This window comes from Bradyrhizobium sp. HKCCYLS2038 (genome assembly GCF_051167655.1).
Classification (GTDB): domain Bacteria; phylum Pseudomonadota; class Alphaproteobacteria; order Rhizobiales; family Xanthobacteraceae; genus Bradyrhizobium.
Map to the genome: position 1 here is coordinate 537,224 of NZ_JBNPTM010000001.1, position 23,882 is coordinate 561,105.

General features: G+C 66.1%; 18 protein-coding genes. 9 read left to right on the forward strand and 9 right to left on the reverse strand.

Annotated features, from left to right (window positions below):
- Positions 1-129: 129 nt before the first annotated feature.
- The gene (gene glpK, locus ACQR1I_RS02390; protein ID WP_434865574.1) at positions 130-1,632 is read left to right on the forward strand and encodes a glycerol kinase GlpK; all 1,503 of its coding nucleotides are present in this window, start codon (positions 130-132) and stop codon (positions 1,630-1,632) included.
- Positions 1,633-1,653: 21 nt separating this feature from the next.
- Here glpK and ACQR1I_RS02395 read toward each other — a convergent pair whose 3' ends face one another.
- Positions 1,654-2,541 carry an alpha/beta fold hydrolase gene (locus tag ACQR1I_RS02395; protein ID WP_434865575.1) on the reverse strand — a complete coding sequence of 296 codons (888 nt, stop codon included), beginning with the start codon at positions 2,539-2,541 and terminating at the stop codon, positions 1,654-1,656.
- Between the two features lie 112 nt (positions 2,542-2,653).
- On the opposite strand from ACQR1I_RS02395, the gene ACQR1I_RS02400 reads away from it, so the two are divergent.
- Complete coding sequence (locus tag ACQR1I_RS02400) at positions 2,654-3,253, forward strand: GNAT family N-acetyltransferase (RefSeq protein ID WP_434865576.1); 600 nt, start codon at positions 2,654-2,656, stop codon at positions 3,251-3,253.
- 11 nt (positions 3,254-3,264) lie between these two features.
- Here ACQR1I_RS02400 and ACQR1I_RS02405 read toward each other — a convergent pair whose 3' ends face one another.
- Positions 3,265-3,894, reverse strand: coding sequence for a hypothetical protein (locus ACQR1I_RS02405; protein ID WP_434865577.1), 630 nt, complete (start codon positions 3,892-3,894; stop codon positions 3,265-3,267).
- 80 nt (positions 3,895-3,974) lie between these two features.
- Here ACQR1I_RS02405 and ACQR1I_RS02410 point away from each other — a divergent pair, with 80 nt between their 5' ends.
- Entirely contained in the window at positions 3,975-4,607 is a 633-nt protein-coding gene (locus ACQR1I_RS02410; protein ID WP_434865578.1) for a glutathione S-transferase family protein, read from the forward strand.
- 320 nt (positions 4,608-4,927) lie between these two features.
- On the opposite strand, the gene ACQR1I_RS02415 is transcribed toward ACQR1I_RS02410, so the two are convergent.
- From ACQR1I_RS02415 to ACQR1I_RS02425, 3 genes are read right to left on the reverse strand one after another with little or no spacing between them, the layout of a single operon-like run.
- Entirely contained in the window at positions 4,928-5,941 is a 1,014-nt protein-coding gene (locus ACQR1I_RS02415; protein ID WP_434865579.1) for an HlyD family secretion protein, read from the reverse strand.
- Complete coding sequence (locus tag ACQR1I_RS02420) at positions 5,938-6,657, reverse strand: ABC transporter ATP-binding protein (protein ID WP_434865580.1); 720 nt, start codon at positions 6,655-6,657, stop codon at positions 5,938-5,940. The genes ACQR1I_RS02415 and ACQR1I_RS02420 overlap by 4 nt, the downstream gene beginning before the upstream one ends.
- The gene (locus ACQR1I_RS02425) at positions 6,654-7,787 is read right to left on the reverse strand and encodes an ABC transporter permease (protein WP_434865581.1); all 1,134 of its coding nucleotides are present in this window, start codon (positions 7,785-7,787) and stop codon (positions 6,654-6,656) included. Before ACQR1I_RS02425 ends, ACQR1I_RS02420 begins: the two co-directional genes overlap by 4 nt.
- A gap of 590 nt (positions 7,788-8,377) precedes the next feature.
- Here ACQR1I_RS02425 and ACQR1I_RS02430 point away from each other — a divergent pair.
- Positions 8,378-9,028: a LemA family protein gene (locus ACQR1I_RS02430; RefSeq protein WP_434865582.1), complete on the forward strand. Its 651-nt coding sequence runs from the start codon at positions 8,378-8,380 to the stop codon at positions 9,026-9,028.
- An 18-nt stretch (positions 9,029-9,046) separates the two neighbouring features.
- Positions 9,047-10,771 (forward strand): M48 family metalloprotease, encoded by a 1,725-nt coding sequence (locus tag ACQR1I_RS02435; RefSeq protein ID WP_434865583.1) that lies wholly within the window; start codon positions 9,047-9,049, stop codon positions 10,769-10,771.
- Between the two features lie 381 nt (positions 10,772-11,152).
- Here ACQR1I_RS02435 and metH read toward each other — a convergent pair whose 3' ends face one another.
- Together metH and metF are read right to left on the reverse strand one after the other, a co-directional pair.
- Positions 11,153-15,022, reverse strand: a complete 3,870-nt coding sequence (gene metH / locus ACQR1I_RS02440; RefSeq protein WP_434865584.1) for a methionine synthase — start codon at positions 15,020-15,022, stop codon at positions 11,153-11,155.
- Positions 15,022-15,939 (reverse strand): methylenetetrahydrofolate reductase [NAD(P)H], encoded by a 918-nt coding sequence (metF, locus tag ACQR1I_RS02445; RefSeq protein ID WP_434865585.1) that lies wholly within the window; start codon positions 15,937-15,939, stop codon positions 15,022-15,024. The genes metH and metF overlap by 1 nt, the downstream gene beginning before the upstream one ends.
- A 371-nt stretch (positions 15,940-16,310) precedes the next feature.
- Here metF and ACQR1I_RS02450 point away from each other — a divergent pair, with 371 nt between their 5' ends.
- Entirely contained in the window at positions 16,311-17,330 is a 1,020-nt protein-coding gene (locus ACQR1I_RS02450; RefSeq protein ID WP_434865586.1) for an LLM class flavin-dependent oxidoreductase, read from the forward strand.
- Between the two features lie 10 nt (positions 17,331-17,340).
- Here ACQR1I_RS02450 and ACQR1I_RS02455 read toward each other — a convergent pair whose 3' ends face one another.
- Both ACQR1I_RS02455 and ACQR1I_RS02460 read right to left on the reverse strand, forming a co-directional pair.
- The gene (locus ACQR1I_RS02455) at positions 17,341-18,201 is read right to left on the reverse strand and encodes a prephenate dehydratase (protein WP_434865587.1); all 861 of its coding nucleotides are present in this window, start codon (positions 18,199-18,201) and stop codon (positions 17,341-17,343) included.
- 21 nt (positions 18,202-18,222) lie between these two features.
- Complete coding sequence (locus tag ACQR1I_RS02460) at positions 18,223-18,963, reverse strand: 3-deoxy-manno-octulosonate cytidylyltransferase (RefSeq protein ID WP_434865588.1); 741 nt, start codon at positions 18,961-18,963, stop codon at positions 18,223-18,225.
- 268 nt (positions 18,964-19,231) lie between these two features.
- Here ACQR1I_RS02460 and ACQR1I_RS02465 point away from each other — a divergent pair, with 268 nt between their 5' ends.
- From ACQR1I_RS02465 to ACQR1I_RS02475, 3 genes are all read left to right on the forward strand, one after another.
- Positions 19,232-19,780, forward strand: a complete 549-nt coding sequence (locus ACQR1I_RS02465) for a c-type cytochrome (protein ID WP_434865589.1) — start codon at positions 19,232-19,234, stop codon at positions 19,778-19,780.
- Between the two features lie 382 nt (positions 19,781-20,162).
- Positions 20,163-22,007 carry an extracellular solute-binding protein gene (locus tag ACQR1I_RS02470; RefSeq protein ID WP_434865900.1) on the forward strand — a complete coding sequence of 615 codons (1,845 nt, stop codon included), beginning with the start codon at positions 20,163-20,165 and terminating at the stop codon, positions 22,005-22,007.
- Positions 22,004-23,881: an extracellular solute-binding protein gene (locus ACQR1I_RS02475; RefSeq protein ID WP_434865590.1), complete on the forward strand. Its 1,878-nt coding sequence runs from the start codon at positions 22,004-22,006 to the stop codon at positions 23,879-23,881. Before ACQR1I_RS02470 ends, ACQR1I_RS02475 begins: the two co-directional genes overlap by 4 nt.
- The last annotated feature ends 1 nt before the right edge of the window (position 23,882 follow it).

Consider the following 23,882-nt stretch of genomic DNA (forward strand, 5'->3'; position numbering starts at 1 on the left):
CCGCTCGGACACTGAGTTGAAATCCCCGGTCGGTCTTCCGCGAAGCACGTGCCTCCAAGCTTCTTGACCTTCCCCTTCCAATCCGCTTGCTTGTCGCCCCAACGTCTTCAACTCCCGGGAAGAAACCCCATGTCCTTCGTGCTGGCCATCGATCAGGGCACCACGTCCTCGCGCGCGATGGTGTTCCGCTCCGACATTTCGATCGCGGCCGTGGCGCAGCAGGAGTTTCCGCAGCATTTCCCGGCTTCGGGCTGGGTCGAGCACGAGCCGGAGGACATCTGGACCTCGACCGTGATGACCTGCCGCGATGCGCTGGAAAAGGCTGGGCTTGAGGCCAAGGACATCGCCGCCATCGGCATCACCAACCAGCGCGAGACCACTATTGTCTGGGATCGCGCCACCGGGCAGGCGGTGCATCGCGCCATCGTCTGGCAGGACCGCCGCACCGCCGACATCTGCGCCAAGCTCAAGGCCGAGGGCCACGAACCGGCTGTCAGCGCCAGGACCGGCCTGATCATCGATCCGTATTTCTCAGGCACCAAGGTCGCCTGGATCCTCGACCACGTGCCGGGCGCGCGTGAGCGCGCCGAGCGGGGTGAGCTGCTGTTCGGGACCGTCGACTGCTACCTGCTGTGGCGGCTCACCGGCGGCAAGGTTCATGCGACCGACGCCACCAATGCGTCGCGCACATTGCTGTTCAACATCCACGGCGGCGTGTGGGACGATGCGCTGCTCGAGCTCTTGCGCGTGCCGCGCTCGATGCTGCCCGAGGTGAAGGATTCCTCGGCCGATTTCGGCACCACCACGCCGGACCTGTTCGGCGGCCCGATCAGGATCGCGGGCATCGCCGGCGACCAGCAGGCGGCGACCATCGGTCAGGCCTGCTTCACGCCGGGCATGATGAAGTCGACCTACGGGACCGGCTGCTTCGCGCTGCTCAACACCGGTGCCACGCCGGTGAAGTCGAACAACAAGCTGCTGACGACCATCGCCTATCAGTTGAACGGTGAGCGTACCTACGCGCTGGAAGGCTCGATCTTCGTCGCCGGCTCGGCCGTGCAGTGGTTGCGCGACGGCCTCGGTATCATCAAGCACGCCGCCGAGACCGGACCGCTCGCCGACAAGTCCGACTCGATGCAGTCGGTCTATCTCGTGCCGGCCTTCGTCGGCCTCGGCGCGCCGTATTGGAATCCGCGCGTCCGCGGCGCGCTGTTCGGGCTCACCCGCAACACCGGTCCCGCAGAACTGGCGCACGCCACGCTGGAGAGCGTCTGCTACCAGACCTACGATCTGTGGGCCGCGATGCGCGCCGACTGGCCGGATGCGTCGGCGGCCACCATCGTGCTGCGCGTCGACGGCGGCATGACCGCCTCCGACTGGACCATGCAGCGCCTCGCCGACCTGCTCGACGCGCCGGTCGACCGTCCGATGATCCAGGAGACGACAGCGCTCGGCGCCGCCTACCTCGCCGGTCTCAATGCGGGAGTCTATCCCGAGCCGGAAAGGTTCGCCGACAATTGGCGGCTCGAGCACCGCTTCAAGCCGGCGATGAGCGCCGCCACCCGCCAGCGCAAGCTGGCCGGCTGGGCCCGCGCGGTGAAGGGCGTGCTGGCGAGCGACGAGGGCGAGTAGCGCCTCCGCTGCTCGCTTCCGTTACGCCAGGAACGCCGCGAGGTCGGCGTTGACCTGCTTCATGTGGGTGACGAACAGCCCGTGCGGGCCGCCGGGATAGATCTTCAACTCGGCGCCCTTGATGCCCTTGGCGGTCGGCCGTCCGGTCATCTCGAGCGGCGCCGACACATCTCTGTCGCCATGCAGGATCAGAACGGGGCGGTCGATCCTCGCCAGCACCGGGCGCAGGTCGGTCGTGATGAGCGCGCGATTGGTCGCCACGGCGACCGGAATCGGGGTCTGTCGCATCATGGCCGCGACCCACTCCATCATCTGCGGCGAGGTCTCCGGCGTGAAGAACGGCAGCTTGTTGTCCTCGATCCATTTCGGGAAGTCGCTCTGCCACGCCGCCCAGCATTGTTCGAAATAGGCCTTGGGCGCGCCGAGCGCATTGTCGGCGGTCTCTAGCGGATACGGCGTGGTCGGCCCGAGCATCGCGATCCGGGTGATGCGCGCGGTGCCGTGGCGGGCGACGTAGTTGAGGATCTCGTTGCAGCCCATGGACATGCCGACCAGCACCACGTCGTCTAGGTCGAGCTGCGTGATGACCTCGGCGATGTCGTCGGCCAGCCGGTCGAGATCGTAGCCGCTGCCGGGAATGTCCGAGCGCCCATGACCGCGGCGGTCGAACGCGATGCAACGCAACCCGCGATGACTCAGATCGGCCATCTGATATGTCCACATCGCACTCGTCAGCGCCCACGCATGCACGAACAGCACGGGCCGGCCGCTGCCCCAGTCCTCACAATGCAGCGTCACGCCGTCGCTGCAGCGGACGCGCGAGCGCGATGTCTCTGGTCCAGCAGCCCGCGCGCCGGTCGTGGCCAGGGTCGCGGTCGCGGCCGTCAGCAGCAGGTCTCGTCGTTGCATGGTCATCGCTCCTGATGTTGAATGCGCCGAGCATGCGCGGCGGCCGGCAGCGATCCAATTACGTCGCGGGTAAGCGCGCGAGCCGATCGTCTCCGACTCAGGTGGCCTGTGAATGATGTTTCCCGATGGTTATGTCGACATCCCGCCCGGCAAGATCGCCGCGGTGGTGACCTCGCTCGAGATGCTGGCGCAGCCGGTGCTGCCGCCGGATCCGGTCGCCGACGGGACCATTCGGCGCGTCGCGCAGCCCGATCTCGATTGGTACCGCGACCTCTATGCGCGCGTCGGTTCGGAATGGCTGTGGTCGCAGCGCCTGCGGATGAGCGACACAGAGCTCGCGGCAACCATCCGTGCCGCGGGCGTCGAGATCTACACGCTGGAGCACGCCGGCAGTGACGAGGCCCTGCTGGAGCTCGACTTCCGCAAGAAGACCGATTGCGAGCTGGTGCTGTTCGGCGTCACGGCGAAGCTGATCGGAACAGGCGCCGGCCGTTTGCTGATGAACCACGCGCTGCGCCGCGCCTGGGCGCAGCCGCTCACGCGGCTTTGGGTCCACACCTGCAGCTTCGACCACCCGCGCGCGCTCGCCTTCTACCAGCGCTCCGGCTTCCGCCCCTATCGCCGCCAGATCGAGATCGCCCCCGATCCCCGCCTCGACGGCACCCTGCCGCGCGAGGTCGCGGCGCATGTGCCGCTGCTCGAGACCAGGTGAACGCGATGCCGCTAATCTGGTAGTTCATACGGCGCCAGCCGCCAAAGCCGCTCCGGGACAGGTCGCAGAGGCGGCGGGTTCAGATCGCCATAGCTCGATTGCAGCGGCGTGCCCGGCTTCCAGTCATGGATCACGAAGACGACCCGATATCGGCTGCCGCCCGGGACCTTTTCGGTGTCGGCGAGCTCGATCCGGCTCTCGCCGTCCGCGGTCAGGAACGTTTCGTTCCAGGCCGCCTGCCATCGTCCTGGGGGCTTCGATGGATCAGGCTGGATGAAGTGGCCAACGCTGAATTTGGCGTCCGGGTTGGTGACCATCACTTCGACCAGGGCCGCCTTGTCCAGTTGGGCGCGGTAGATTTCGTCCCACTCCTCGCGGTCCTCCTGGCTCAGTGGCCTGATCTCATCACCGCGCCCTTGATCTCGCAGGAAATTCTTGAGGTTCTCGCTGAAATTTATCGGATTGTGAACTTCTTCGATAGTCGTGGCCAAGAAGCGGTCGTATTCGGTCCTGTCGGCGCTGAAAGAGTAGATCCCGATGATTTCGAGTGACGGCGGGGCTGGATCAGCCATGACGCCGATCGGGCTGGCGCAGAGGAGGGGCCAGAAAAACAGGAAGCTCAAGGTTGAAGGGCGCAGCATCGGTTCACCTCGCCACTGCACGATATTAGCTGACAGAAATCGAAATTCCAGCTTCAATAGTGCGCACAAGAGGATGCACTATGTTCCTGATCGGCCAGTACGACTCGCCCTTCGTCCGCCGCACCGCGATTGCGCTCCGGCTGTACGACATCGCGTTCGAGCACAGGCCGTGGTCGACCTTCGGCGATGCCGACAAGATCGCGCCGTATAATCCGCTGCTGCGGGTGCCGGTGCTGGTGCTCGACGATGGCGAGGCGCTGATCGATTCCGCTGCGATCCTCGATCATCTCGACGAGGCCGTGGGACCGGAGCGTGCGATGCTTTCGCCGAGCGGCGCGCTGCGCCGTCAGCAGCTGCACACGATCGCGCTCGCCACGGGCCTTGGCGACAAGGCCGTCAGCCTGATCTACGAGCGCGTGCTGCGCAAGGACCGTCTGGCGCTGTGGGTCGCGCGCTGCGAGACGCAGATCGCCGGCGTGCTGGCGATGCTGGAGGCCGAGCGCGCGTCGGTCTCGACGGAGTATTGGTACGGCGAGCAGATCGGCCACGCCGACATCGCCGTCGCCTGCATGCTGCGCTTCACCTCGGAGGCGCATCCGAATCTGTTCGATGCGACGCGCTATCCAGCGCTTGCCGCCCACGCCGCGCGCTGCGAAGTGCTGCCGCCGTTCCAGGAGATCGTGCAGCCGCTGGCCCCGCCGAGCGGGGATTAGTCTCCTTGGGTGCGCTTCTGTAACCGCACGGGGAAGGTGCGCTCCCTCTCCCCGTTCTTCACGGGGAGAGGGTCGGGGTGAGGGGCCGCCGCATGGGAAGTGCCAGCAGGGGCAGACGCGCGGGGAGTGTTCGCGGTGAGACCTGTACCCCCTCACCCGGATTGCATCTGACGATGCAATCGGACTTCTCCCCGCCCTAGCGAAGCTTCGCTTCGCCCTGGCGGGGCGAGGTGCACCGAGCGAGCCGCAGCAGGTGGGCTCAATTCAGCCGGTCTCGAAAGAAGCTGCGTTAAGCTCGCAGCCACTCGAAGGATCAGCCGTCACGGCTTGAAATACACATCCACCTTCATGCCGACCGCGAACGGGCCAGGCTCGGCGAGATCGACCAGCACCTCCACCACATCCACATCCGTCATGTTGCGCTGGCTGAGCGCGGCGGCGCGGCTGCTTTCGACCAGCGGGGCGACGGCGGCGACCTTGCCGGCGACGTCGCGGCCGCGGAAGGCGTCGGAGCGGACGACGGCCTGCTGGCCCGGCTTGATCTTGTCGAGATCGCGCTGGTCGAGCTCGGCGCGCACGCGCAGCGACGACATGTCGCCGAGCAGCACCAGCGGCTGCGAACCTTGCGGCGAGGCGATTTCACCGGTGCGCGCATTCACCTGCAGGACGGTGCCGTCGAGCGGCGCGCGAATGGTGAGCTTCTCGAGCGTCGCGCGCGCCGCCTGCAGGTCGCTGCGCGCGACGTTGAGCTGGCCTTCGACGCTGATTGGCAGCGGCGCATCGGCGGTGACCTTGCGCAGCTCGTCGGTCTGCTGCTCCAGCTTGGCGTGCGCATTGGTCAGCTGCGTGCGCGCAGTGTCGACATCGCCGTCGCGCCCGGCGCGCCGCTCGGCGACCACCTTGTCTAGCGCGGCGCGCGCGTCGAACACGGCCGTCTGCGCATCGGCCACGCCATCCTCGGCGCGGCGCCGCGGCCCGGCACCCGACGGCGTCGATTCCTTGTTGCGCACGCGCTTGCGCATCGCTGCCTGCGCCTCGGCGCTGGCGAGCTGTGCGCGGGCCTCGGCATCGACGAGCCGTACCAGGGCTTGACCGGCGAACACCGTGTCCCCGGGCTTGACCAGCACCTCCTGGATCGGACCGACCACGGGTGCGCCGAGCTTGATCAGGCCGGACGCCGGCTCGACACGGCCGGGCGCCACCGCGAGCCAGCGCTCCTCCTGGGCGTTGGCGGCGCGCGCCGCCGGCGTCACGCACGCGGGCGCCACCGCAAGAGCGGCCGACGCCGCCAGCATCAGCGCGTAGGCATGGGTTGCGATCCGCGGTCTCGTCATGCGTTCGAAACTTTCTTCATGGAGTCGCCGCCGCTCTCCTCGCGGACGATGCGTCCGTCTTCGATGTGAACGACGCGATTGGCATAGGGGAGGATGCGCGGATCGTGCGTCACCACCAGCACCGCGCGCGACGGATCCTTCGCAATGTCGGCGAGCAAAGTCATGATCGCCTGGCCGTTGGCGGTGTCGAGTGCGCCGGTCGGCTCATCGGCGAGGATCACCTGGGTTTGGCCTACGATGGCGCGCGCGATCGCGACGCGCTGCTGCTCGCCGCCGGAGAGCTCGCGCGGCAACGATTTGCGCTTGTGGCCGAGGCCGACGGTCGCCAGCACCTCGCGCGAGGCCAGCTTCGCCGCGCGGGCGCGCTCGCCGCGGACATCGAGCGCCAGCCGCACATTGTCCTCAGCGTTGAGCGTCGGAAAAAGATGATAAGACTGGAAGATGAAGCCGATGCGCTCGCGCCGGAGCTTTGCCAGCGCCTCCGCATCAAGCCCGGCGACGGCGTGACCGCCGACCTTCACCGTGCCGGCATCCGGCGTCATCAGGCAGCCGAGGATCGACAGTAGCGTGGTCTTGCCGCTGCCGGACGGACCCATCAGCAGCACCAGCTCGCCGCCCTTCAACGATAGGCTCACGCCCTTCAGCGCCTGCACCCGGCCGGCGCCCTGGCCGAGGTGATGGACGACATCGGTGGCCTCGAGCACGATGTCGCTCATCGCGAGAACACCATGGCCGGATCGATGCGCATCACCTTGACGATCGCCGCGATTGCCGAGCCGACGCACATCGTGACCGTCAGGGCGAACAGCGCCACCGTGAGCGCCGGCGTCATGATGACGGGCAGCGCCGACTCCTCCGTCGCCGCCGCCACGATCTTGCCGATGCCGGCAGCGCCGGCGAAGCCGACGACGGCGCTGAGCAGCGCCTGCCAGATGATGACCGTGTAGATGTAGCGGCTCGACGAGCCGATCGCGCGCAGGGTCGCGAACTCATTGAGATGGTCCTTCGTGCTGGAATACAGCGTCTGCGCCACGATCACGGTGCCGACGATCACCCCTAGCAGTGCGCCGGCGAACAGCGCCGCGCCCGCGCCGGTGCCGAACAGCCAGAACGAGCGGCTGCGGTTGCGGAACTCGGCTGCCGTCAGCACCTCGACATTGCCGAGGCTGTCGCGAAGCGCCTGCTGCACTTTCCACTGGTCGGCATCTGGGGCGAGCCGCACCAGCAGATACGAGGCCTTGCTCGGCGTCGTTCCGGTATAGCTGCGCGCGCGCTCGACATCGGTGAACACGTAAGGTGTCGTCGTGAACGAGCGGATGCCCTTGCTCACCGCCATCACCTGCACCTTGCGGTCGCGCAGCTCCGCGGTCTGCTCCACGCCTGAGACGCCGAGCCGCTCGAAATAGGTCTGGTCGATCGCGACCGCGCCGGGCACCGAGAGGTCGTCGAGCCCGCCCTGCACCACGTTCCACGGATGCAGGCCGAGCCCGCGCAGCTCCGAGCCGACCACGAACACCGGCGTCGTCGTGCCCTGCGGCAGCCGCCATTGCGCATAGCCGATCACTAGCGGCGTGGCCTCGGCGACACCGGGAACCGCCAGCGCCCGGAACCGCTGCCGCTCGTCGAGCAGCGACGGGTCCTCGAAGCATTTGGTCCCGACCGGCATGATCCACAGTTGCGCCGGCGAGTGGTCGATCATGGTCGTGACCATGCGGCGGAAGCCGACATAGAGCCCCATCTGCACGGTCACCAGCACGATCGAGAAGATGATGCCGATGACGGTCGCGATGAAGCGCAACCTGTCATGAAACAGGTTTCGCGAGGCCAGCCTGAACTGCAACGACATGAACCAAAAACCACCCGTCGCCCCGGGTCTATTTCAGCCGGTTACGGGGGTGATGTCCACGCCGGATCGCATGACGGCGACTGTGGCGGTTTGTCATTCGGGATGGTCGTGGCGCTGAAGACACGGGGGAGGGGCGGCGGCTAGACTAAGATCCACGAGCGAGCTGACGAGGGTGCCTCACAACCGGTGTCGTCCCTGCGAACGCACGCGTTCGCGGGGACGACGGCTGTGGGTGCGGAGGCAGCGCGGGCTGACGTGGGAGCCGTCAGCCGTTCGTCAAACGCGGTGTCGCCCCGGCGAACGCCGGGACCCATAACCGCAGGGAGTGGTTGTTGCGCTCGACATCAGCCACCCCGGACGACGGACAGATCACGCGGTATGGGTCCCGGCGTTCGCCGGGACGACGGCGCTGGGTGGCGTGAGCGCACAGGTTACGTCGCGCTGATTGGCTTTCCTGCGCCGGCGAGATGCCCCGGGGCCTGCAATCTTAGACACGCTCGGCCATTCGTTACAACTTGAGCCATCCGCGGTGCAGAATCTTAGAGGGCCGAATGTAGAGGTTGTCGAAAACCGCATTTGGGGCCCCCCGCATGTCGTCATTTTCAGTCGAGAACTTTCTCCAAGCCATCGATTTCTCCGGGCGCATGACCCGCGCCGCCAATGTCGCGCTGGACTTTTGGTGGGCCTGGCTGCTCGCCGGCGCCGTGCTCTGGTTCTTGCTGAAGATCCGCGCGCAGCACGCGTTGCTGGGCCAGCTCGATGAGCGGGCGGACGCGGCGTTCGGCGACGTCGATGCGCTCCTGATCGAGCGGCACGCGCTGATCGGAAATCTGGTCGAGGTGGTCCGCGCCTTCGCGACGAGGGAGCACGAGGTGATCCGTGACGTGCTGGAGGCCCGCGTCGATGCGCTGGAGGCGCTCAGCGGGGGCGGCGGCTCGGCGATCCAGGCCGACACGCAGATCGCCACCGTCCTGCAGAACCTGTTCTCGGTCAGCGAAAGCTATCCGGCGCTCGCCAGCGCCGCGCATTACAGCACGCTGCGCGGCGATCTGATCCGGGTCGAGGAGCGCATCACGGCGGCACGCAAATTTTACAATCTGTCGGTGGAGGAGCTGAACTCGGTCCGCCGTGCGTTCCCCAGCAACGTGATCGCCTGGCTTTGCGGGAGCACCGCGCGCGAGAAGTTCACGCTCGGCGAACGCCGCTCCGAATTCGCCGGCCCGGTCAAGATCAGCCTGTAACTTCCCGGGAGCGCACCCATGGCCGTTCACGGCTACGTCACGCATGCCGCGTACAACAGGCGCTGTACGGCCTTGCTGGTGCTGGCCCATGTCGTGTCGTTCGAGGTGATCGGCACCTTTGCGTTGACGATCTATCTGCTCGTCGCCGACCACGAGCACACCATCCTGTCGAACCCGGTCGGCTATGCCGTCCGCTATGCGCTGCCGATCGCCCTAGCCACCGGGATCATGTTCTGGTGGATGTATCGCGGCCATGCCAAGGCCGTGACCAAGGCGCTGGGCGTGCGGCTGGTGTCGCGTCAGGACGAGCCGCGCTTCGTCGCCATCGCCGAGGAGCAATGCACCGCCCTCGGCGTCCGTCTGCCGCGCTTCGGCGTGATTGATGCAAGCGAGCCCAACGCCGTCACCGTGGGCGAGGGGCCGAAGGCGGGCCTGATCGCCGTGACCCGCGGCCTGCTCGATCAGCTCGATGATGACGAACTCGCCGCGGTGCTCGCCCACGAGGCCTCGCATATCCGGCATGGCGACACGAGGCTGCTCGCCGCCAATCATGCGCTGATGCGGACGGCCGTCATCCTGCAGATGAACAATCCGCTGCGGTTCGAGCACTGGCGCCAGATCCTGGTCGCCGTGCTGATGCCGCCGATGCTGCCATTGCTGCTCGCCAGCAGCGTCGCGACCGCGGTCTCGATGCGGCTCGCGCGCGTGGCGCGGCGCAGCGTGAAGCTCGGACGGGACCATGTCGCCGATGGCGAGGCGATCAGGATCACGCATTATCCGGAAGCGCTGATCAGCGCGATCAGCAAGATCGGCGGCCGCGGCATGTTCCACGGCAGCGCGCGCGTCGAGGGCCTGCTGTTCGATGGGCCGGCCGATCATGCCGGTGGCAGCCATCCCAGCGTCGCGGAGCGGCTGGACGCCATTGCCGCGCTCGGTCGCGAACTGATGAACCCGGCACGGCAGCGTCGCGACAGCCGCGTGCCGTCGGCGCCCCAATTCGGACGCCGGCCGCGATCGGCCATGTCGCTCTATCCGCTCGACGCGTCGGGCCGGCCGTTGGAGAAGCCGGCGCGGCCCGAGACCAACGTCCTGATGCTGTATCTGTTCGACCGCGAGACGTTTCGCGCCTGGCACGACGCCTGCGTCGCCTGGGAAGAGCGCAAGCTCGATGAGCGTCGCAACATCATCGGCGTGGCGCCCGTCGTGTTCGTCATGCTGGTCCTGGGCAATTTTGGCGCGCTGTATTTTTATTGGCCGAAGGACGGCAACCTGTCCACGCTGGTCAACCTGTACAGTCCGGCCAGCCTGGTCGAAATGGCGCGCATCACGCAGTCCGGCCCGTTCTGCATCGGCTCGTCCTATCCGGATGGGAAATGCCCGGCCAAGCCGGAGAAGGCGTCGGATGCAAATGTGGTGAGCCAACCTGCGGGCCTCAGCGGCACCTTCAGCAGCCGGCCGACGAACGGCGCGCCCGATCAGCCGGCGGCTGCGCCTGCTCACAAGCAGTCCTGGTCCGTGTCGATCGCCAGCTGGCTGTTCGTCGTGATCGCCATCTGCGTGACGAATCCCAGTCTCATCCCCCGGGTCGTCAGGTGGGTAGCGGCCCATGTGCGGCTCATCTCGCGCTCCATCGAAGCGGCGTCTGCCAAGTCGCGTGCCAAGCCGGCTGACCCGGCGAGCGTGGCGTGGCGATTGGATGATCCCGGTCCCGAGGCCAGGCAGTTCGGGCGGCGCAAGGTTTGAGTGAGCCGAACCTGTGGTTCCCGCCCCCGTGCTTTTCTTTCGCACGGGGGCGATGGGGGCGGCGAGCTCCCGGCCTGCGCCCTCCTGCTGAATTCGAGGGCGGACTTGCCGGATCAACTCGGGCGATGTGCGTCGCGAGGACGCGGCGGCGTGTCTGCCAGGTTGTTTCATCCTCAAAGCGGCTTGCTGGTTCCGACATCGCGGTTGCGTGCCGCTGACAGCGCCCCAAAAAAAGGTGTCGTCCCGGCCTTGAGCCGGGACCCATAACCACAGGGAGCAGTGATGCGCTCGATATCAGCCACCGCGCGCCACAGATGCATCACGCGGTATGGGTCCCGGCGTTCGCCGGGACGACGGCTGTGGGTGCGGTGAATGCCCCGGCTACTTCGCGCCGACGGCCTTCTTGCGCCAGGCGAGATGCACCGCGCAGGCGCAGCCGGGCGGGTGGCTGGCGAGCTCGGCGGGAGTGGCGTCGTTGGCTGCGGCGGGAGCGGGCGAGGCGGCTTGGCGCGGCGTCTCCGCCTGCTGTCCACCCCTCGCCGGGATGTAGTTCAGGATCGGTGCCAGCCAGCGCTCGACCTCGGCGACCGTCATGCCCTTGCGCGCGGCGTAGTCCTCGACCTGGTCGCGCTCGATCTTGCCGACGCCGAAGTAGAAGCTCTCGGGCGAGGCGAAGTAGAGGCCCGAGACGGACGATCCCGGCCACATCGCAAAACTCTCGGTGAGACGGACGCCGGCGTTCTTCTCGGCATCGAGCAGCTCGAACAGCGTGGCCTTCTCGGTGTGATCGGGCTGCGCCGGATAGCCCGGGGCCGGGCGGATGCCCTGGTACTTCTCCAGGATCAGATCATCCGCGGAGAGCGCTTCGTCCGGCGCATAGGCCCAGAACTCGCGGCGCACGCGGGCGTGCAGGCGCTCGGCGAAGGCCTCGGCGAGGCGGTCGGCCAGCGCCTTGACCAGGATCGAGGAGTAGTCGTCATTGGCGTTCTTGAAGCGGTCGGCGACCGCATCCTCGCCGATCCCCGTCGTGACAACGAAGCCGCCGACATAGTCCGGCACGCCCGAGCCTTGCGGCGCGACGAAGTCGGACAGCGCGGTGTTGAAGCGGCCTTCGCGCTTCTCGAGCTGCTGGCGCAGCGTGTGCAGCGTCGCAATCTCTCTTGTGCGGCCGTCATCGGCATAGAGCACGATGTCGTCGCCCTTGGCATTGGCCGGCCAGAAGCCGATTGTTGCCCGCGCGGTGAACCACTTCTCGGAGACGATACGGTCGAGCATCTTCAGCGCGTCGTCATACAGCGCCCGCGCGGCCTCGCCGACCTTGGAATCGTCGAGGATCGCCGGGAAGCGCCCCGCCAGCTCCCAGGTCTGGAAGAACGGCGTCCAGTCGATATAGGGCACGAGCTCGGCGAGGTCGTAGTCGACGAAGGTCTTGGTGCCGAGGAAGGTCGGCTTCACCGGCTTCGCCTTGCTGAAGTCGATCTTCGGCGCGTTGGCGCGGGCATCAGCAAGCTTGAGCCGCTTCTTGTCGGCCTGACCGCGCAGATGCGCGGCGGCGATCTTCTGGTACTCGGTCCGGACCTCGGCGGCGTAAGCGTCCTTGCGCTCCGCCGACAGCAGCGAGGAGGCGACGCCGACGGCGCGGCTCGCGTCGTTGACATGCACGACCGGGCCGCCCTGGTAGTTCGGATCGATCTTGACGGCGGTGTGGACGCGGCTCGTCGTCGCGCCGCCGATCAAGAGCGGCACGTTGAGGCCCTGGCGCTCCATCTCCGAGGCCAGATACGCCATCTCGTCGAGCGAGGGCGTGATCAGGCCGGAGAGCCCGATGATGTCGGCATTCTCCGTCTTCGCCGTCTCGATGATCTTGGCGGCGGGCACCATGACGCCGAGGTCGATGACCTCGAAATTGTTGCACTGGAGAACGATGCCGACGATGTTCTTGCCGATGTCGTGGACGTCGCCCTTGACCGTGGCGAGCACGATCTTGCCGGCGTTGGAGCGCTCATTGGCACGGCCCTTGTTGGCGGCCTTCTCGGCCTCCATGAACGGCATCAGATAGGCGACCGCCTGCTTCATCACGCGCGCCGACTTCACGACCTGCGGCAGGAACATCTTGCCGTCGCCGAAGAGGTCGCCGACCACGTTCATGCCGGCCATCAGCGGGCCTTCGATGACGTCGAGCGGCCGCGTCGATGCGGCGCGTGCCTCCTCCGTATCCGCCTCGATGAATTCGGTGATGCCGTGCACCAGCGCGTGGCTGAGGCGCTTGCCGACCGGCCATTCGCGCCAGGCGAGATCGGCCTCCTTGGTCTGCTTGCCCTGGCCACGGAATTTCTCAGCCAGCGCCAGCAGCCGCTCGGACGCGCCGGGGTCGCGGTTGAGGACGACGTCCTCGCAGACCTGGCGCAATTCGGGATCGATGTCGTCATAGACGATCATCTGGCCGGCATTGACGATACCCATGTCCATGCCCGCCTTGATGGCGTGATACAGGAACACCGAGTGCATGGCTTCGCGCACCGGCTCATTGCCGCGGAACGAGAACGACAGATTGGAGACGCCGCCGGAGATGTGGGCGTGCGGCAGGTTCTGGCGGATCCAGCGTGTCGCCTCGATGAAGTCGACGCCGTAGTTGTTGTGCTCCTCGAGGCCGGTGGCAATCGCGAAGATGTTCGGATCGAAGATGATGTCTTCCGGCGGAAAGCCGATCTGCTCGACCAGAATCTTGTAGGCGCGAGCGCAGATCTCGGTCTTGCGCTGGTAGGTGTCGGCCTGGCCGGTCTCGTCGAACGCCATGACGACAACCGCGGCGCCGTGTCGGCGCGCGATCTTCGCTTCATGGATGAATTTCTCCTCGCCTTCCTTCAGCGAAATCGAGTTCACCACCGGCTTGCCCTGGACGCATTTCAGGCCGGCCTCGATGACGTGGAACTTCGAGGAGTCGACCATGACCGGGACGCGGGCGATGTCCGGCTCGGCAGCGACGAGGTTGAGGAAGGTCCGCATCGCGGCTTCCGAATCCAGCAGGCCCTCGTCCATGTTGACGTCGATGACCTGGGCGCCGTTCTCGACCTGGTCGCGCGCGACCTGCAACGCGGCGGTGTAGTCACCCGCGGTGATCAGCTTGCGGAATTTGGCCGAGCCGGTGACGTTGGTGCGCTCGCCGACATTGACGAAGGGAATGGCGGGCGTCAGCTCGAACGGCTCCAGGCCCGACAGCCGCAGCCGCGGCGCGATCTCGGGCACCACACGCGGCTTGTGCGGGGCGACCGCGGCGGCGATCGCCGCGATATGGTCCGGCGTGGTGCCGCAACAGCCCCCGACGATGTTGACGAGACCGGCGCTTGCGAACTCGCCGATCAGCCGCGCCATGTAGGCCGGCGTCTCGTCATACTGGCCGAACTCGTTAGGCAGGCCGGCATTCGGATAGGCGCAGACCAGCGTGTCGGCGACGCGGCCGATATCGGCGACATGGGCGCGCAGATCCTCGGCGCCGAGCGCGCAGTTGAAGCCGATGGTCAGCGGGCGAGCGTGCCGCACCGAATTCCAGAATGCCTCCGGCATTTGCCCCGACAGCAGCCGGCCCGACTTGTCGGTGATCGTGCCGGAGATCATCACGGGCACGTCGATGCCGCGCTCCTCGCACAGCTCGGCGATCGCATACAGCGCCGCCTTGGCGTTGAGTGTGTCGAAGATGGTCTCGACCAGCAGGATGTCGGCGCCGCCATCGAGCAGGCCGCGCGCCTGCTCGCCATAGGCGATGCGCAAATCGTCGAAGGTCACGGCGCGATAGCCGGGATTGGAGACATCGGGCGAGATCGAGGCGGTGCGGTTGGTCGGCCCCATCGCGCCGGCGACGAAGCGCGGCCTGCCGTCCTCTGCCGCGACGCGGATCGCCGCGTTGCGCGCGAGCCGTGCGCCCTCGCGGTTGAGCTCGTAGATGATGTCGGACAGGTCGTAATCGGCCTGCGCGATCGAGGTCGCCGAGAACGTGTTGGTGGCGACGATGTCGGCGCCGGCGCGCAGATACTGCGCGTGGATGTCCTCGATCGCCTCGGGCTGCGTCAGGATCAGCAGATCATTGTTGCCGCGGAGGTCGCGGTGGAAATCCTTGAAGCGCGCGCTGCGGAAGGCCGCCTCGTCGAACTGCAGCGCCTGGATCATCGTGCCCATGGCGCCGTCGAGAATCAGGATGCGTTCGCGCGCGGCGGCGAGGAAGGCGGTACGCACTTGTGATACAGGAGCGGACATCAGGCGGCGACCTTGTTGACGGACTTCGGCCGGATGCCGAGCAGATGGCTGATCGCAAACACGAGGTCGGCGCGGTTCATGGTGTAGAAATGGAAGGTGTCGACGCCATGCTTGGCGAGCTTGTGCACCTGCCCGGCGGCGACGGTCGCCGCGACCAGCCTGCGGGTCTCGGGATCGTCATCAAGGCCGTCGAACTTCTCGGCCAGCCAATCCGGCACCGAGGTGCCATTGCGGGTCACGAAGCCGCGCGCCTGCTTGAAATTATGCATCGGCATGATTCCGGGCACGATCGGAATGTCGATGCCGCGGGCGCGGACGCGGTCGAGATAGCGGAAGTAGACGTCGTTGTCGAAGAACACCTGGGTGATGGCGCGGGTGGCGCCGGCATCGACCTTGGCCTTGAGCATGTCGATGTCGGCGTCGAAGTCGCGGCTCTCCGGGTGCTTCTCCGGGTAGGCCGAGACCGTAACCTCGATGTCGGGGTGGCGCTTCTTGATGCCGGCGACGAGGTCGGGCGAGCTCTGATAGCCCTCGGCATGGGCCTGATAAGGCGTGCCGATGCCACCGGGCGGATCGCCGCGCAAGGCGACGATGTGTCGGACGCCGACCTCGTGATAGCGGTCGACGACGTCGTCGATCTCGCCGCGGGACGCGCCAACGCAGGTCAGATGCGCGGCCGGCAGCAGCGCGGTCTCCTTCAGGATGCGCGCGATGGTCGCGTGGGTGCGCTCGCGTGTCGTGCCGCCGGCGCCGTAAGTCACCGAGACGAAGCTCGGCTCCAACGGCGCAAGGCGCTCGATCGAGGTCCACAGCGTCCGGTCCATTTCCTCGGACTTCGGCGGGAAGAACTCGAACGAGATCTTCGGCCGGATGAGCGCGGAGGAGCCGTCGGCAATGGCGGTGGCGAGGTCGGTCATGGCAGCGCAGGTTCCCGATGGGACGTAAATTTCAACTCAAGAGGGGATCAGCCTCAGAGTGCGGCAAGATAGGGGAAGTGCGTCGCAAGCGACAGCCCACCAATCATGGGATTTTGCCCACCTACGGTGGTTTTATTGAATTTTCTGATGGTGATCTCGATTTCTTGTGGGCAGATAAAATTGAGCAATATCAGTGCCCGATATCGCGCGACGAACGAGTCTAATCAAATTTCGCAGTGGGACATGGTGCTTTACAGATTGTATACAAGCAGTACGTCCCAATCGTTGGATCAGCCGATCCCTGCGTTTCCGGCAGGTCACCGCCCCGCATGGCCCATTGTGGCCGGCCTTGCAGGCATTAGGTTGAGGCCATGATCCCGATTTCCGTTCTCGACCTCTCGGTCACCACCACTGCGACGCCTCCGTCGGCGGCGCTGCGCAACAGCATCGACCTGGCCCGCCATGTCGATCAGCTCGGCTATGTCCGCTACTGGCTCGCCGAGCATCATAGCCTGCCTTCGGTGGCGAGCCCGTCGCCGGACATCATGATCGGGCAGATCGCAGCCGCCACGCAGCACATCCGCGTCGGCTCCGGCGGCGTGATGCTACCCAACCATGCGCCGCTGGTGGTCGCCGAACGCTTCAAGATGCTGGAAGCGCTGTTCCCGGGCCGTATCGATCTCGGTCTCGGGCGCGCGCCGGGCACCGACGGCACCACGGCCTATGCGTTGAGGAGCCGGCTCGATCGCCGCGAGGGTGACGATTTCCTGGAGCGGCTGCACGAGCTGACCTTGTGGGAGACGCGCGAGTTTCCCGCCGGCCATCCCTACAACAACGTCATCGCGATGCCCGACGATGCGCCGCTGCCGCCGATCTGGCTGCTCGGCTCCAGCGACTATTCCAGCGAGCTCTCGGCGCAGCTCGGCATGGGCTTTGGCTTCGCGCATCATTTCGCCAGTCACGACGCGATCGACGCGATGCTCACCTATCGCGCGCATTTCACCGCGTCGCGTTGGCGGTCGCAGCCGCATGCGATCCTGGCGGTGGCCGTGGTGATGGCGGAGACCGATGCCGAAGCCGAGCGGCTGGCCTCGTCGATGGACCTCAATCGTCTGCGCCGCGACCGCGGCCAGTTCCTGCCGCTGCCGAGCCCGGAGGAGGCGGTGGCCTATCCGTATACGGACGCCGACCGCGCCTCGATCGCCCGCAACCGTTCGCGGCTGTTCGTCGGCTCTCCGGCCACGGTTCGCGCCAAGCTCGATCCGATGATCAAGGCGAGCCAGGCCGACGAGCTGATGGTAATCACCGCAATCTTCGATCACGACGCTCGCAAGCGCTCCTACACCCTGCTCGCCGACGCCTTCGGCTTGGCGCGCCAGGCGGCGGCGTGATCCCGGAGGGCTACTCCATGCGCTCGCTGAACGTCGCGCGGAACGGATGCGCCGGGTAGACGCCGACGATGCGCAGCTCGCGCGAGAAGAACTTCAGCTCCTCGAGCGCGAAGGCAAGCCCCTTGTCCTCCGGATGGCCGTCGACGTCGGCATAGAACTGGGTGGCGAAAAAGTTGCCGTCGACCATGTAGCTCTCGAGCTTGGTCATGTTGACCCCGTTGGTCGCGAAGCCGCCCATCGCCTTGTACAGCGCGGCCGGCAGGTTGCGGACGCGGAACACGAAGCTCGTCACCAGCGGGCCTGAGTTCTGCTCGGCCCACTGCGCCTCGCGCGCCAGCACGACGAAACGGGTGGTGTTGTGGGCCTCGTCCTCGATGTCCTCGGCGAGAATCTCGAGGCCGTAGATCTCGGCGGCGAGGCGCGAGGCGATCGCCGCCACGCTCGTGTCGCCGCGCTGGGACACGTCCCGGGCGCTGCCGGCGGTGTCGCCGGCGACGATCGGCCGGACGCCGAGCTGGCGGATGATGCGGCGGCACTGGCCGAGCGCGTGGACGTGGCTCTCGACGGTCTTGATGTCGGCGATCTTGGTGCCCTTCAGCGCCATCAGCTGGTGGCGGATCGGCAGGAACCATTCGCCGATGATGTAGAGCCCGGAGCCCGGCAGCAGATGGTGGATGTCGGCGACGCGGCCGGCGACCGAGTTCTCGATCGGGATCATGCCGAGATCGGCCTCGCCGGAGGAGATCGCGGCCAGCGCGTCCTCGAAGGTCGGGCAGGGCATGGCTTCGGCGGCCGGATAGGCTTCAGAGATGGCGATGTGGGAATTGGCTCCCGGCTCGCCCTGGAATGCGATTTTCAAGATCTTGCTCATGAGGGGCCTTGTAGCAGCAGCTCAGGCTTTGGACAGCAGCCGGCGTGCGGTTTCGAGATCGGTGGGCGTGTCGACGCCGCGCGGGACGGCATCGACGACCATCACGTCGATGCGCATGCCGGCCTCCAGCGCGCGGAGCTGCTCCAGTCTCTCCTGCTGCTCCAGCGGCGATGGCGGCAGGCCGACGAAGCGCTCCAGAGCGGCGCGGCGATAGGCGTAGAGGCCGATGTGATGGTACCGCGGTCCGTCGCCATGCGGCGCCGTGGCCCGGGTGAAATACAGCGCGCGCATGCGGCGGCCGCCAAGCGGGGAGCCTACCGCCTTGACAACGTTCGGGTTGAGGCTCTCCTCCTCGGTGTGGATCTGCGCGGCGAGGGTCGCGATGTCCACGGCAGGGTCCTGCAACGGCGGCAGCACGTCGCTGATGTTCTGCGGGTCGATGGTCGGGAAATCGCCCTGCAGATTGACGACGATCGCAGCCTCACCGGCCGGGTCGAGCTTGCACATCGCCTCGTAGATGCGGTCGGATCCGGAGGGATGATCGGCCTTGGTCATGACCGCCTCGCCGCCCGCCGCGATGACGGCGTCCGCGATCTCCGGCGTATCGGTGGCCACCGCCACGCGGCCGATCGCCGCCTCCTGGGCACGGCGCAGCACCTGCACGATCATCGGCACGCCTGCGATGTCGAGCAGCGGCTTGCCCGGCAGGCGGGTGGAGGCCATGCGGGCGGGGATCAGCACGAGGATCTTGGGCTTGGTCATCCGGTAACGCGTGCTCGGAGCCGGTCGCAACAGCGCGGGCCGGACTTGATGGGGACAGCAAAAACCGCCCGCTTATACGGGTTGCCAGAGCACGGGCAAACCGATATCTCACTTCTGCCGCAGGGGGAGGCGCGACGGCTCGATTCCGCTCGATGCCTTCACGAGTCCTTGGACGAAACAAGTCCTTGGACAAATCCTTGAGGCGATTCACGGCCGCGGCCCCGCGACCAGAGCACACTGACATCCGCCCTCGGAGCCTGATTCCAAAATGGACTCCTTCGAACTGAACAAAATCCTCGGCGCCGTCCTGGCCGCCTGTCTCGTCGTGCTGGTCACGAGCTTTTCCGCCGGCGCGCTGTTCGCGCCGAAGATGCCGGAGAAGCCGGGTTTCGAGATCGCGGTGAAGGAAGCCGAGGGCGCCGCCAAGGGTGGTGCTGCACCGGCCGCCGCCGAGCCGATCGAGAAGCTGCTGCAGACCGCCTCGGTCGAGAAGGGCGCTGCCGCTGCCAAGAAGTGCGCGGCCTGCCACACCTTCGACAAGGGCGGCAAGAATGCGGTCGGGCCCAATCTCTACGGCATCGTCGGCGACAAGATCGGCGAAGGCCGCGGCTTCAACTTCTCGGCTCCGATGAAGGCCAAGGGCGGCACCTGGACGATCGATGCGCTGAACCAGTTCATCGCCAATCCGAAGGGCTACATCCCGGGCACCGCGATGGGCTTCGCCGGCATCCAGAAGGACTCGGAACGCGCCGACGTGCTGGCCTACCTGAACTCGCTGGCCGACAGCCCGGCGCCGCTGCCGACCGCGGCCAAGTGACCTTCTTTAAGCGATCTCGGTTCAGCTTTGATTTTTCGGACGGCCGGGCCCCAAGCCCGGCCGTTTTGCTGTGTGGAGCGAATTTCGCCCCATTTGGGACCTTTGGTCGCATCCGACTCGTTCACAACCCGGTATCATGAGGAAAAAGCAAGGTTATCGGTCGAAACCTTGCCTTATATTGGTCCCCTGAATGGAACGGTTCGCGGGCCGGGACAGCCCTGCTGGCCAGCGAAACCTGCCCTAGCGAATTGGGTTACGATCAAGCGTTGGATCTGGGAGCAGCGGCCGCCGCCGACCACCTGCTTCAAGCGGTCTTATTCAGAGGAAGTCTCATTTGACGATTACCCGACGACAGCTCCTGCAGAGCAGCGCCTTCGCTGCGATGACCCCGGCGCTCGGCGCCGCCGCCAGCCTCGCTCCGCTCGACGCCGCGCGGGCGCAGGCGGGCGAGCAACTGGTCTGGCGGCACGGCCTGTCGCTGTTCGGAGAGGTGAAGTACCCGGCCGACTTCAAGCGCTTCGACTACGTCAACCCGGACGCGCCGAAGGGCGGTACCGCCCGCATGATCTCGCTGGGGACCTTCGACAATTTCAACATCGTCGTGATGTATGTGAAGGGCAACATTGCCTCGGCCGCCGGGCTTGTCTACGAGACCTTGATGACGCGGTCGCAGGACGAGGTCTCCACCGAATATGGCCTGCTCGCCGAGTCAGCGGCTTACCCCGACGACTATTCCTGGGTCATCTATCGGCTGCGCAAGGAAGCGCGTTGGAATGACGGCAAGCCGGTGACGCCCGAGGACGTCATCTTCTCGATGGACGTCCTGAAGAAGAACAGCCCGCACTACTCGTCCTATTACCGCCATGTCGTGAAGGCCGAGAAGACCGGCGATCTCGAGGTCAAGTTCAGCTTCGACGGTCCCGGCAATCGTGAACTTCCGCACATCGTTGGCGAACTGCTGGTGCTGCCCAAGCATTGGTGGGAAGGCACGGACGCACAGGGCCGCAAGCGCGACGTCACCGCGACGACCCTTGAGCCGCCGCTCGGCTCGAGCCCCTACCGCATCAAGGACTTCGTGCCCGGCCGTTCGATCAAGATGGAGCGCGTCAAGGATTATTGGGGTGCCAATCTGCCGGTTCAGATCGGTCAGAACAATTTCGACGAACTGCAGTTCGAGTACTTTCGCGACAACATCGTCGCACTCGAGGCGTTCAAGGCGGACCAGGCCGACTGGATCAACGAGAACTCGGCCAAGCAATGGGCGACGGCCTACGACTTCCCGGCCATCAACGAGAAGCGTGTGGTCAAGGATGAATTCCCGATCAGCGATTCCGGTCGCATGCAGGGCTTCGCCTTCAACCTGCGGCGTCCACAGTTCCAGGATCCGCGGTTGCGGCGGGCGTTCAACTACGCCTACGACTTCGAGGAGATGAACAAGCAGCTCTTCTACGGCCAGTACAAGCGGATCAACAGCTACTTCGAAGGCACTGATCTCGCCTGCTCCGGTCTGCCTCAGGGACTAGAGCTGGAGATCCTGGACAGCGTGCGCGACAAGGTGCCGCCGGAAGTCTTCACCACGGTCTACCAGAACCCAGTGGGCGGCAATGCCGAAAATGTTCGTGGCAATCTGCGCGAGGCCACGAAGCTGTTGAAGGAGGCCGGTTTCGAGATCAAGGACCGCAAGCTGGTCGATTCCGCCGGCAAGCCGGTTGCCGTCGAAATGCTGGTCCAGGATCCGCCGTCCGAACGCATGGCGCTGTTCTACAAGCCGTCGCTGGAGCGTCTCGGCGTGACGGTGACGGTCCGCCAGGTCGACAACGTCCAGTACGAGAACCGGATGCGGACGTTCGACTACGACATAATCACGGACCTCTGGGGCCAGTCGCTGTCCCCGGGCAACGAGCAGCGCGATTTCTGGGGCTCCAAGGCAGCCGACGAGCCCGGCTCCAAGAACTCCGTCGGCATCAAGAATCCGGCTGTCGACGCGCTGATCGAGAAGATCATCTTCGCCAAGGATCGCGCAACGCTGGAGGCGGCGACGCGTGCGCTCGACCGCGTCCTGTTGTGGAATTTCTATGTCGTGCCACAGTTCACCTATTCGTTCGCGCGCAGCGCGCGCTGGGACCGCTTCAGCCATTTCGAGCCGTTTCCGAAATATGCGCGGTCGGGCTGGCCTAATCTGTGGTGGTACGACGCCGACAAGGCTGCCAAGGTGAAGCGCACTTGAACCCGCTCTCCCATCTGTCGCGCCGCGGCGTTCTCGGGCTCGGCCTGGGCGCGCTGAGCGCGCCGCTGCTCAGGCCGGCCTTTGCCTCCGAAGGTTGGCCCGAATCTCACGGCATGTCGGCGTTCGGCGACCTGAAATATCCGGCCGACTTCCACCATTTCGACTACGTCAATCCAGACGCGCCGAAGGGCGGGATGTTTTCGCTGATCCCGTCGGTGCGGGCCTACAACCAGTCCTATCAGACGTTCAACTCCTTCAATGCCTACATCCTTAAGGGCGAGGGTGCGCAGGGCATGGGCATGACGTTCGCCTCGCTGATGGTGGCCTCGGGCGACGAGCCGGATGCGATGTATGGGCTGGTCGCGAAATCGGTCGCGATCTCGCCGGACAAGCTGAGCTATCGCTTCACCTTGCGGCCCGAGGCGCGCTTCCATGACGGCAGCCGGATCACGGCGCAGGACGTGGCCTGGTCGCTCAACACCCTGAAGGAGAAGGGCCACCCGCTGGTCGTGGTGCAACTGCGCGACTTCGTGAAGGCCGAGGCGCTCGACGATGCGACCGTGGTGGTGAGCTTCGTCGAGAAGCGCGCGCGCGACGTGCCGCTCTATGTCGTCAGCCTGCCGATCTTCTCCAAGGCCTACTACACCAACCATCCGTTCGACGAATCGACGCTCGAGGTGCCGCTGGGCTCGGGGCCGTACAAGGTCGGCAAATACGAGGTCAACCGCTACGTCGAGTTCGAGCGGGTCAAGGACTGGTGGGCGGCCGACCTGCCGGTCAGCCGCGGCTTCTACAATTTCGACATCGTGCGCTACGAGTTCTATCGCGACCGCGACGTCGCCTTCGAGGGCTTCACCGCCAAGAGCTATCTGTTCCGCGAGGAGTTCACCTCGCGCATCTGGGCCACCCGCTACGACTTCCCGGCGATCAAGGACGGCCGCGTCAAGCGCGAGCTGCTGCCGGACGAGACGCCGTCGGGCGGGCAGGGCTGGTTCATCAACACCCGCCGCGACAAGTTCAAGGACGCCCGCGTCCGCCAGGCGCTGACCTACGCCTTCGACTTCGAGTGGACCAACAAGACCATCATGTACGGCGCCTATGCGCGCACCGTATCGCCGTTCCAGAACTCGGACATGGTCGCGGCGGGGCCGCCGTCGCCGGAGGAGTTGAAGCTGCTCGAGCCGTTCCGCGGCCAGGTGCCTGACGACGTGTTCGGCGAGCCGTTCGTGCCGCCGGCCTCCGACGGATCCGGCCAGGACCGCGCGCTGCTGCGCAAGGCCACGCAGCTGCTGCAGCAGGCCGGGCTGCCGGTCAAGGACGGCAAGCGGCTCTTACCGAATGGCGAGGTCTTCACCATCGAGTTCCTGATCGACGAGGTCTCGTTCAAGCCGCACCACGGCACCCTGATCAAGAATTTGCAGACGCTCGGCATCGACGCCGATCTGCGGATCGTCGACGCCGTGCAGTACCGTGCGCGCGTCGAGGATTTCGATTTCGACATCACGGTGCAGCGGCTGTCGATGTCGCCGACCCCCGGCGACAGCCTGCGGCCCTACTTCACCTCGGACGCCGCGAAGACCAAGGGTTCCTACAATCTCGCCGGCATCAGCAATCCCGCGATCGACGCGCTGGTCGCCAAGGCGATCGCCGCGGAGACGCGTACCGAGCTGACCTTCGCCTGCCGCGCGCTCGATCGCGTGTTTCGCGCCGGCCACTACTGGATACCGCAATGGTACCGGCAGAATCACCCGATCGCCTATTGGGATCAGTTCGGCCACCCGCCGAAGCCGCCCAAATATGGATCCGGCGTGGGCGCTCCCGACATCTGGTGGTACGATGCCGCCAAGGCCGCAAAGCTGGAGCAGGCGAAGTAGT

Bases quoted from the DNA above. Each gene is read 5' to 3' on its own strand.
- glpK (WP_434865574.1), top strand. From the start codon at position 130: ATGTCCTTCGTGCTGGCCATCGATCAGGGCACCACGTCCTCGCGCGCG.
- ACQR1I_RS02395 (WP_434865575.1), bottom strand. From the start codon at position 2,541: ATGCAACGACGAGACCTGCTGCTGACGGCCGCGACCGCGACCCTGGCC.
- ACQR1I_RS02400 (WP_434865576.1), top strand. From the start codon at position 2,654: ATGATGTTTCCCGATGGTTATGTCGACATCCCGCCCGGCAAGATCGCC.
- ACQR1I_RS02405 (WP_434865577.1), bottom strand. From the start codon at position 3,894: ATGCTGCGCCCTTCAACCTTGAGCTTCCTGTTTTTCTGGCCCCTCCTC.
- ACQR1I_RS02410 (WP_434865578.1), top strand. From the start codon at position 3,975: ATGTTCCTGATCGGCCAGTACGACTCGCCCTTCGTCCGCCGCACCGCG.
- ACQR1I_RS02415 (WP_434865579.1), bottom strand. From the start codon at position 5,941: ATGACGAGACCGCGGATCGCAACCCATGCCTACGCGCTGATGCTGGCG.
- ACQR1I_RS02420 (WP_434865580.1), bottom strand. From the start codon at position 6,657: ATGAGCGACATCGTGCTCGAGGCCACCGATGTCGTCCATCACCTCGGC.
- ACQR1I_RS02425 (WP_434865581.1), bottom strand. From the start codon at position 7,787: ATGTCGTTGCAGTTCAGGCTGGCCTCGCGAAACCTGTTTCATGACAGG.
- ACQR1I_RS02430 (WP_434865582.1), top strand. From the start codon at position 8,378: ATGTCGTCATTTTCAGTCGAGAACTTTCTCCAAGCCATCGATTTCTCC.
- ACQR1I_RS02435 (WP_434865583.1), top strand. From the start codon at position 9,047: ATGGCCGTTCACGGCTACGTCACGCATGCCGCGTACAACAGGCGCTGT.
- metH (WP_434865584.1), bottom strand. From the start codon at position 15,022: ATGTCCGCTCCTGTATCACAAGTGCGTACCGCCTTCCTCGCCGCCGCG.
- metF (WP_434865585.1), bottom strand. From the start codon at position 15,939: ATGACCGACCTCGCCACCGCCATTGCCGACGGCTCCTCCGCGCTCATC.
- ACQR1I_RS02450 (WP_434865586.1), top strand. From the start codon at position 16,311: ATGATCCCGATTTCCGTTCTCGACCTCTCGGTCACCACCACTGCGACG.
- ACQR1I_RS02455 (WP_434865587.1), bottom strand. From the start codon at position 18,201: ATGAGCAAGATCTTGAAAATCGCATTCCAGGGCGAGCCGGGAGCCAAT.
- ACQR1I_RS02460 (WP_434865588.1), bottom strand. From the start codon at position 18,963: ATGACCAAGCCCAAGATCCTCGTGCTGATCCCCGCCCGCATGGCCTCC.
- ACQR1I_RS02465 (WP_434865589.1), top strand. From the start codon at position 19,232: ATGGACTCCTTCGAACTGAACAAAATCCTCGGCGCCGTCCTGGCCGCC.
- ACQR1I_RS02470 (WP_434865900.1), top strand. From the start codon at position 20,163: ATGACCCCGGCGCTCGGCGCCGCCGCCAGCCTCGCTCCGCTCGACGCC.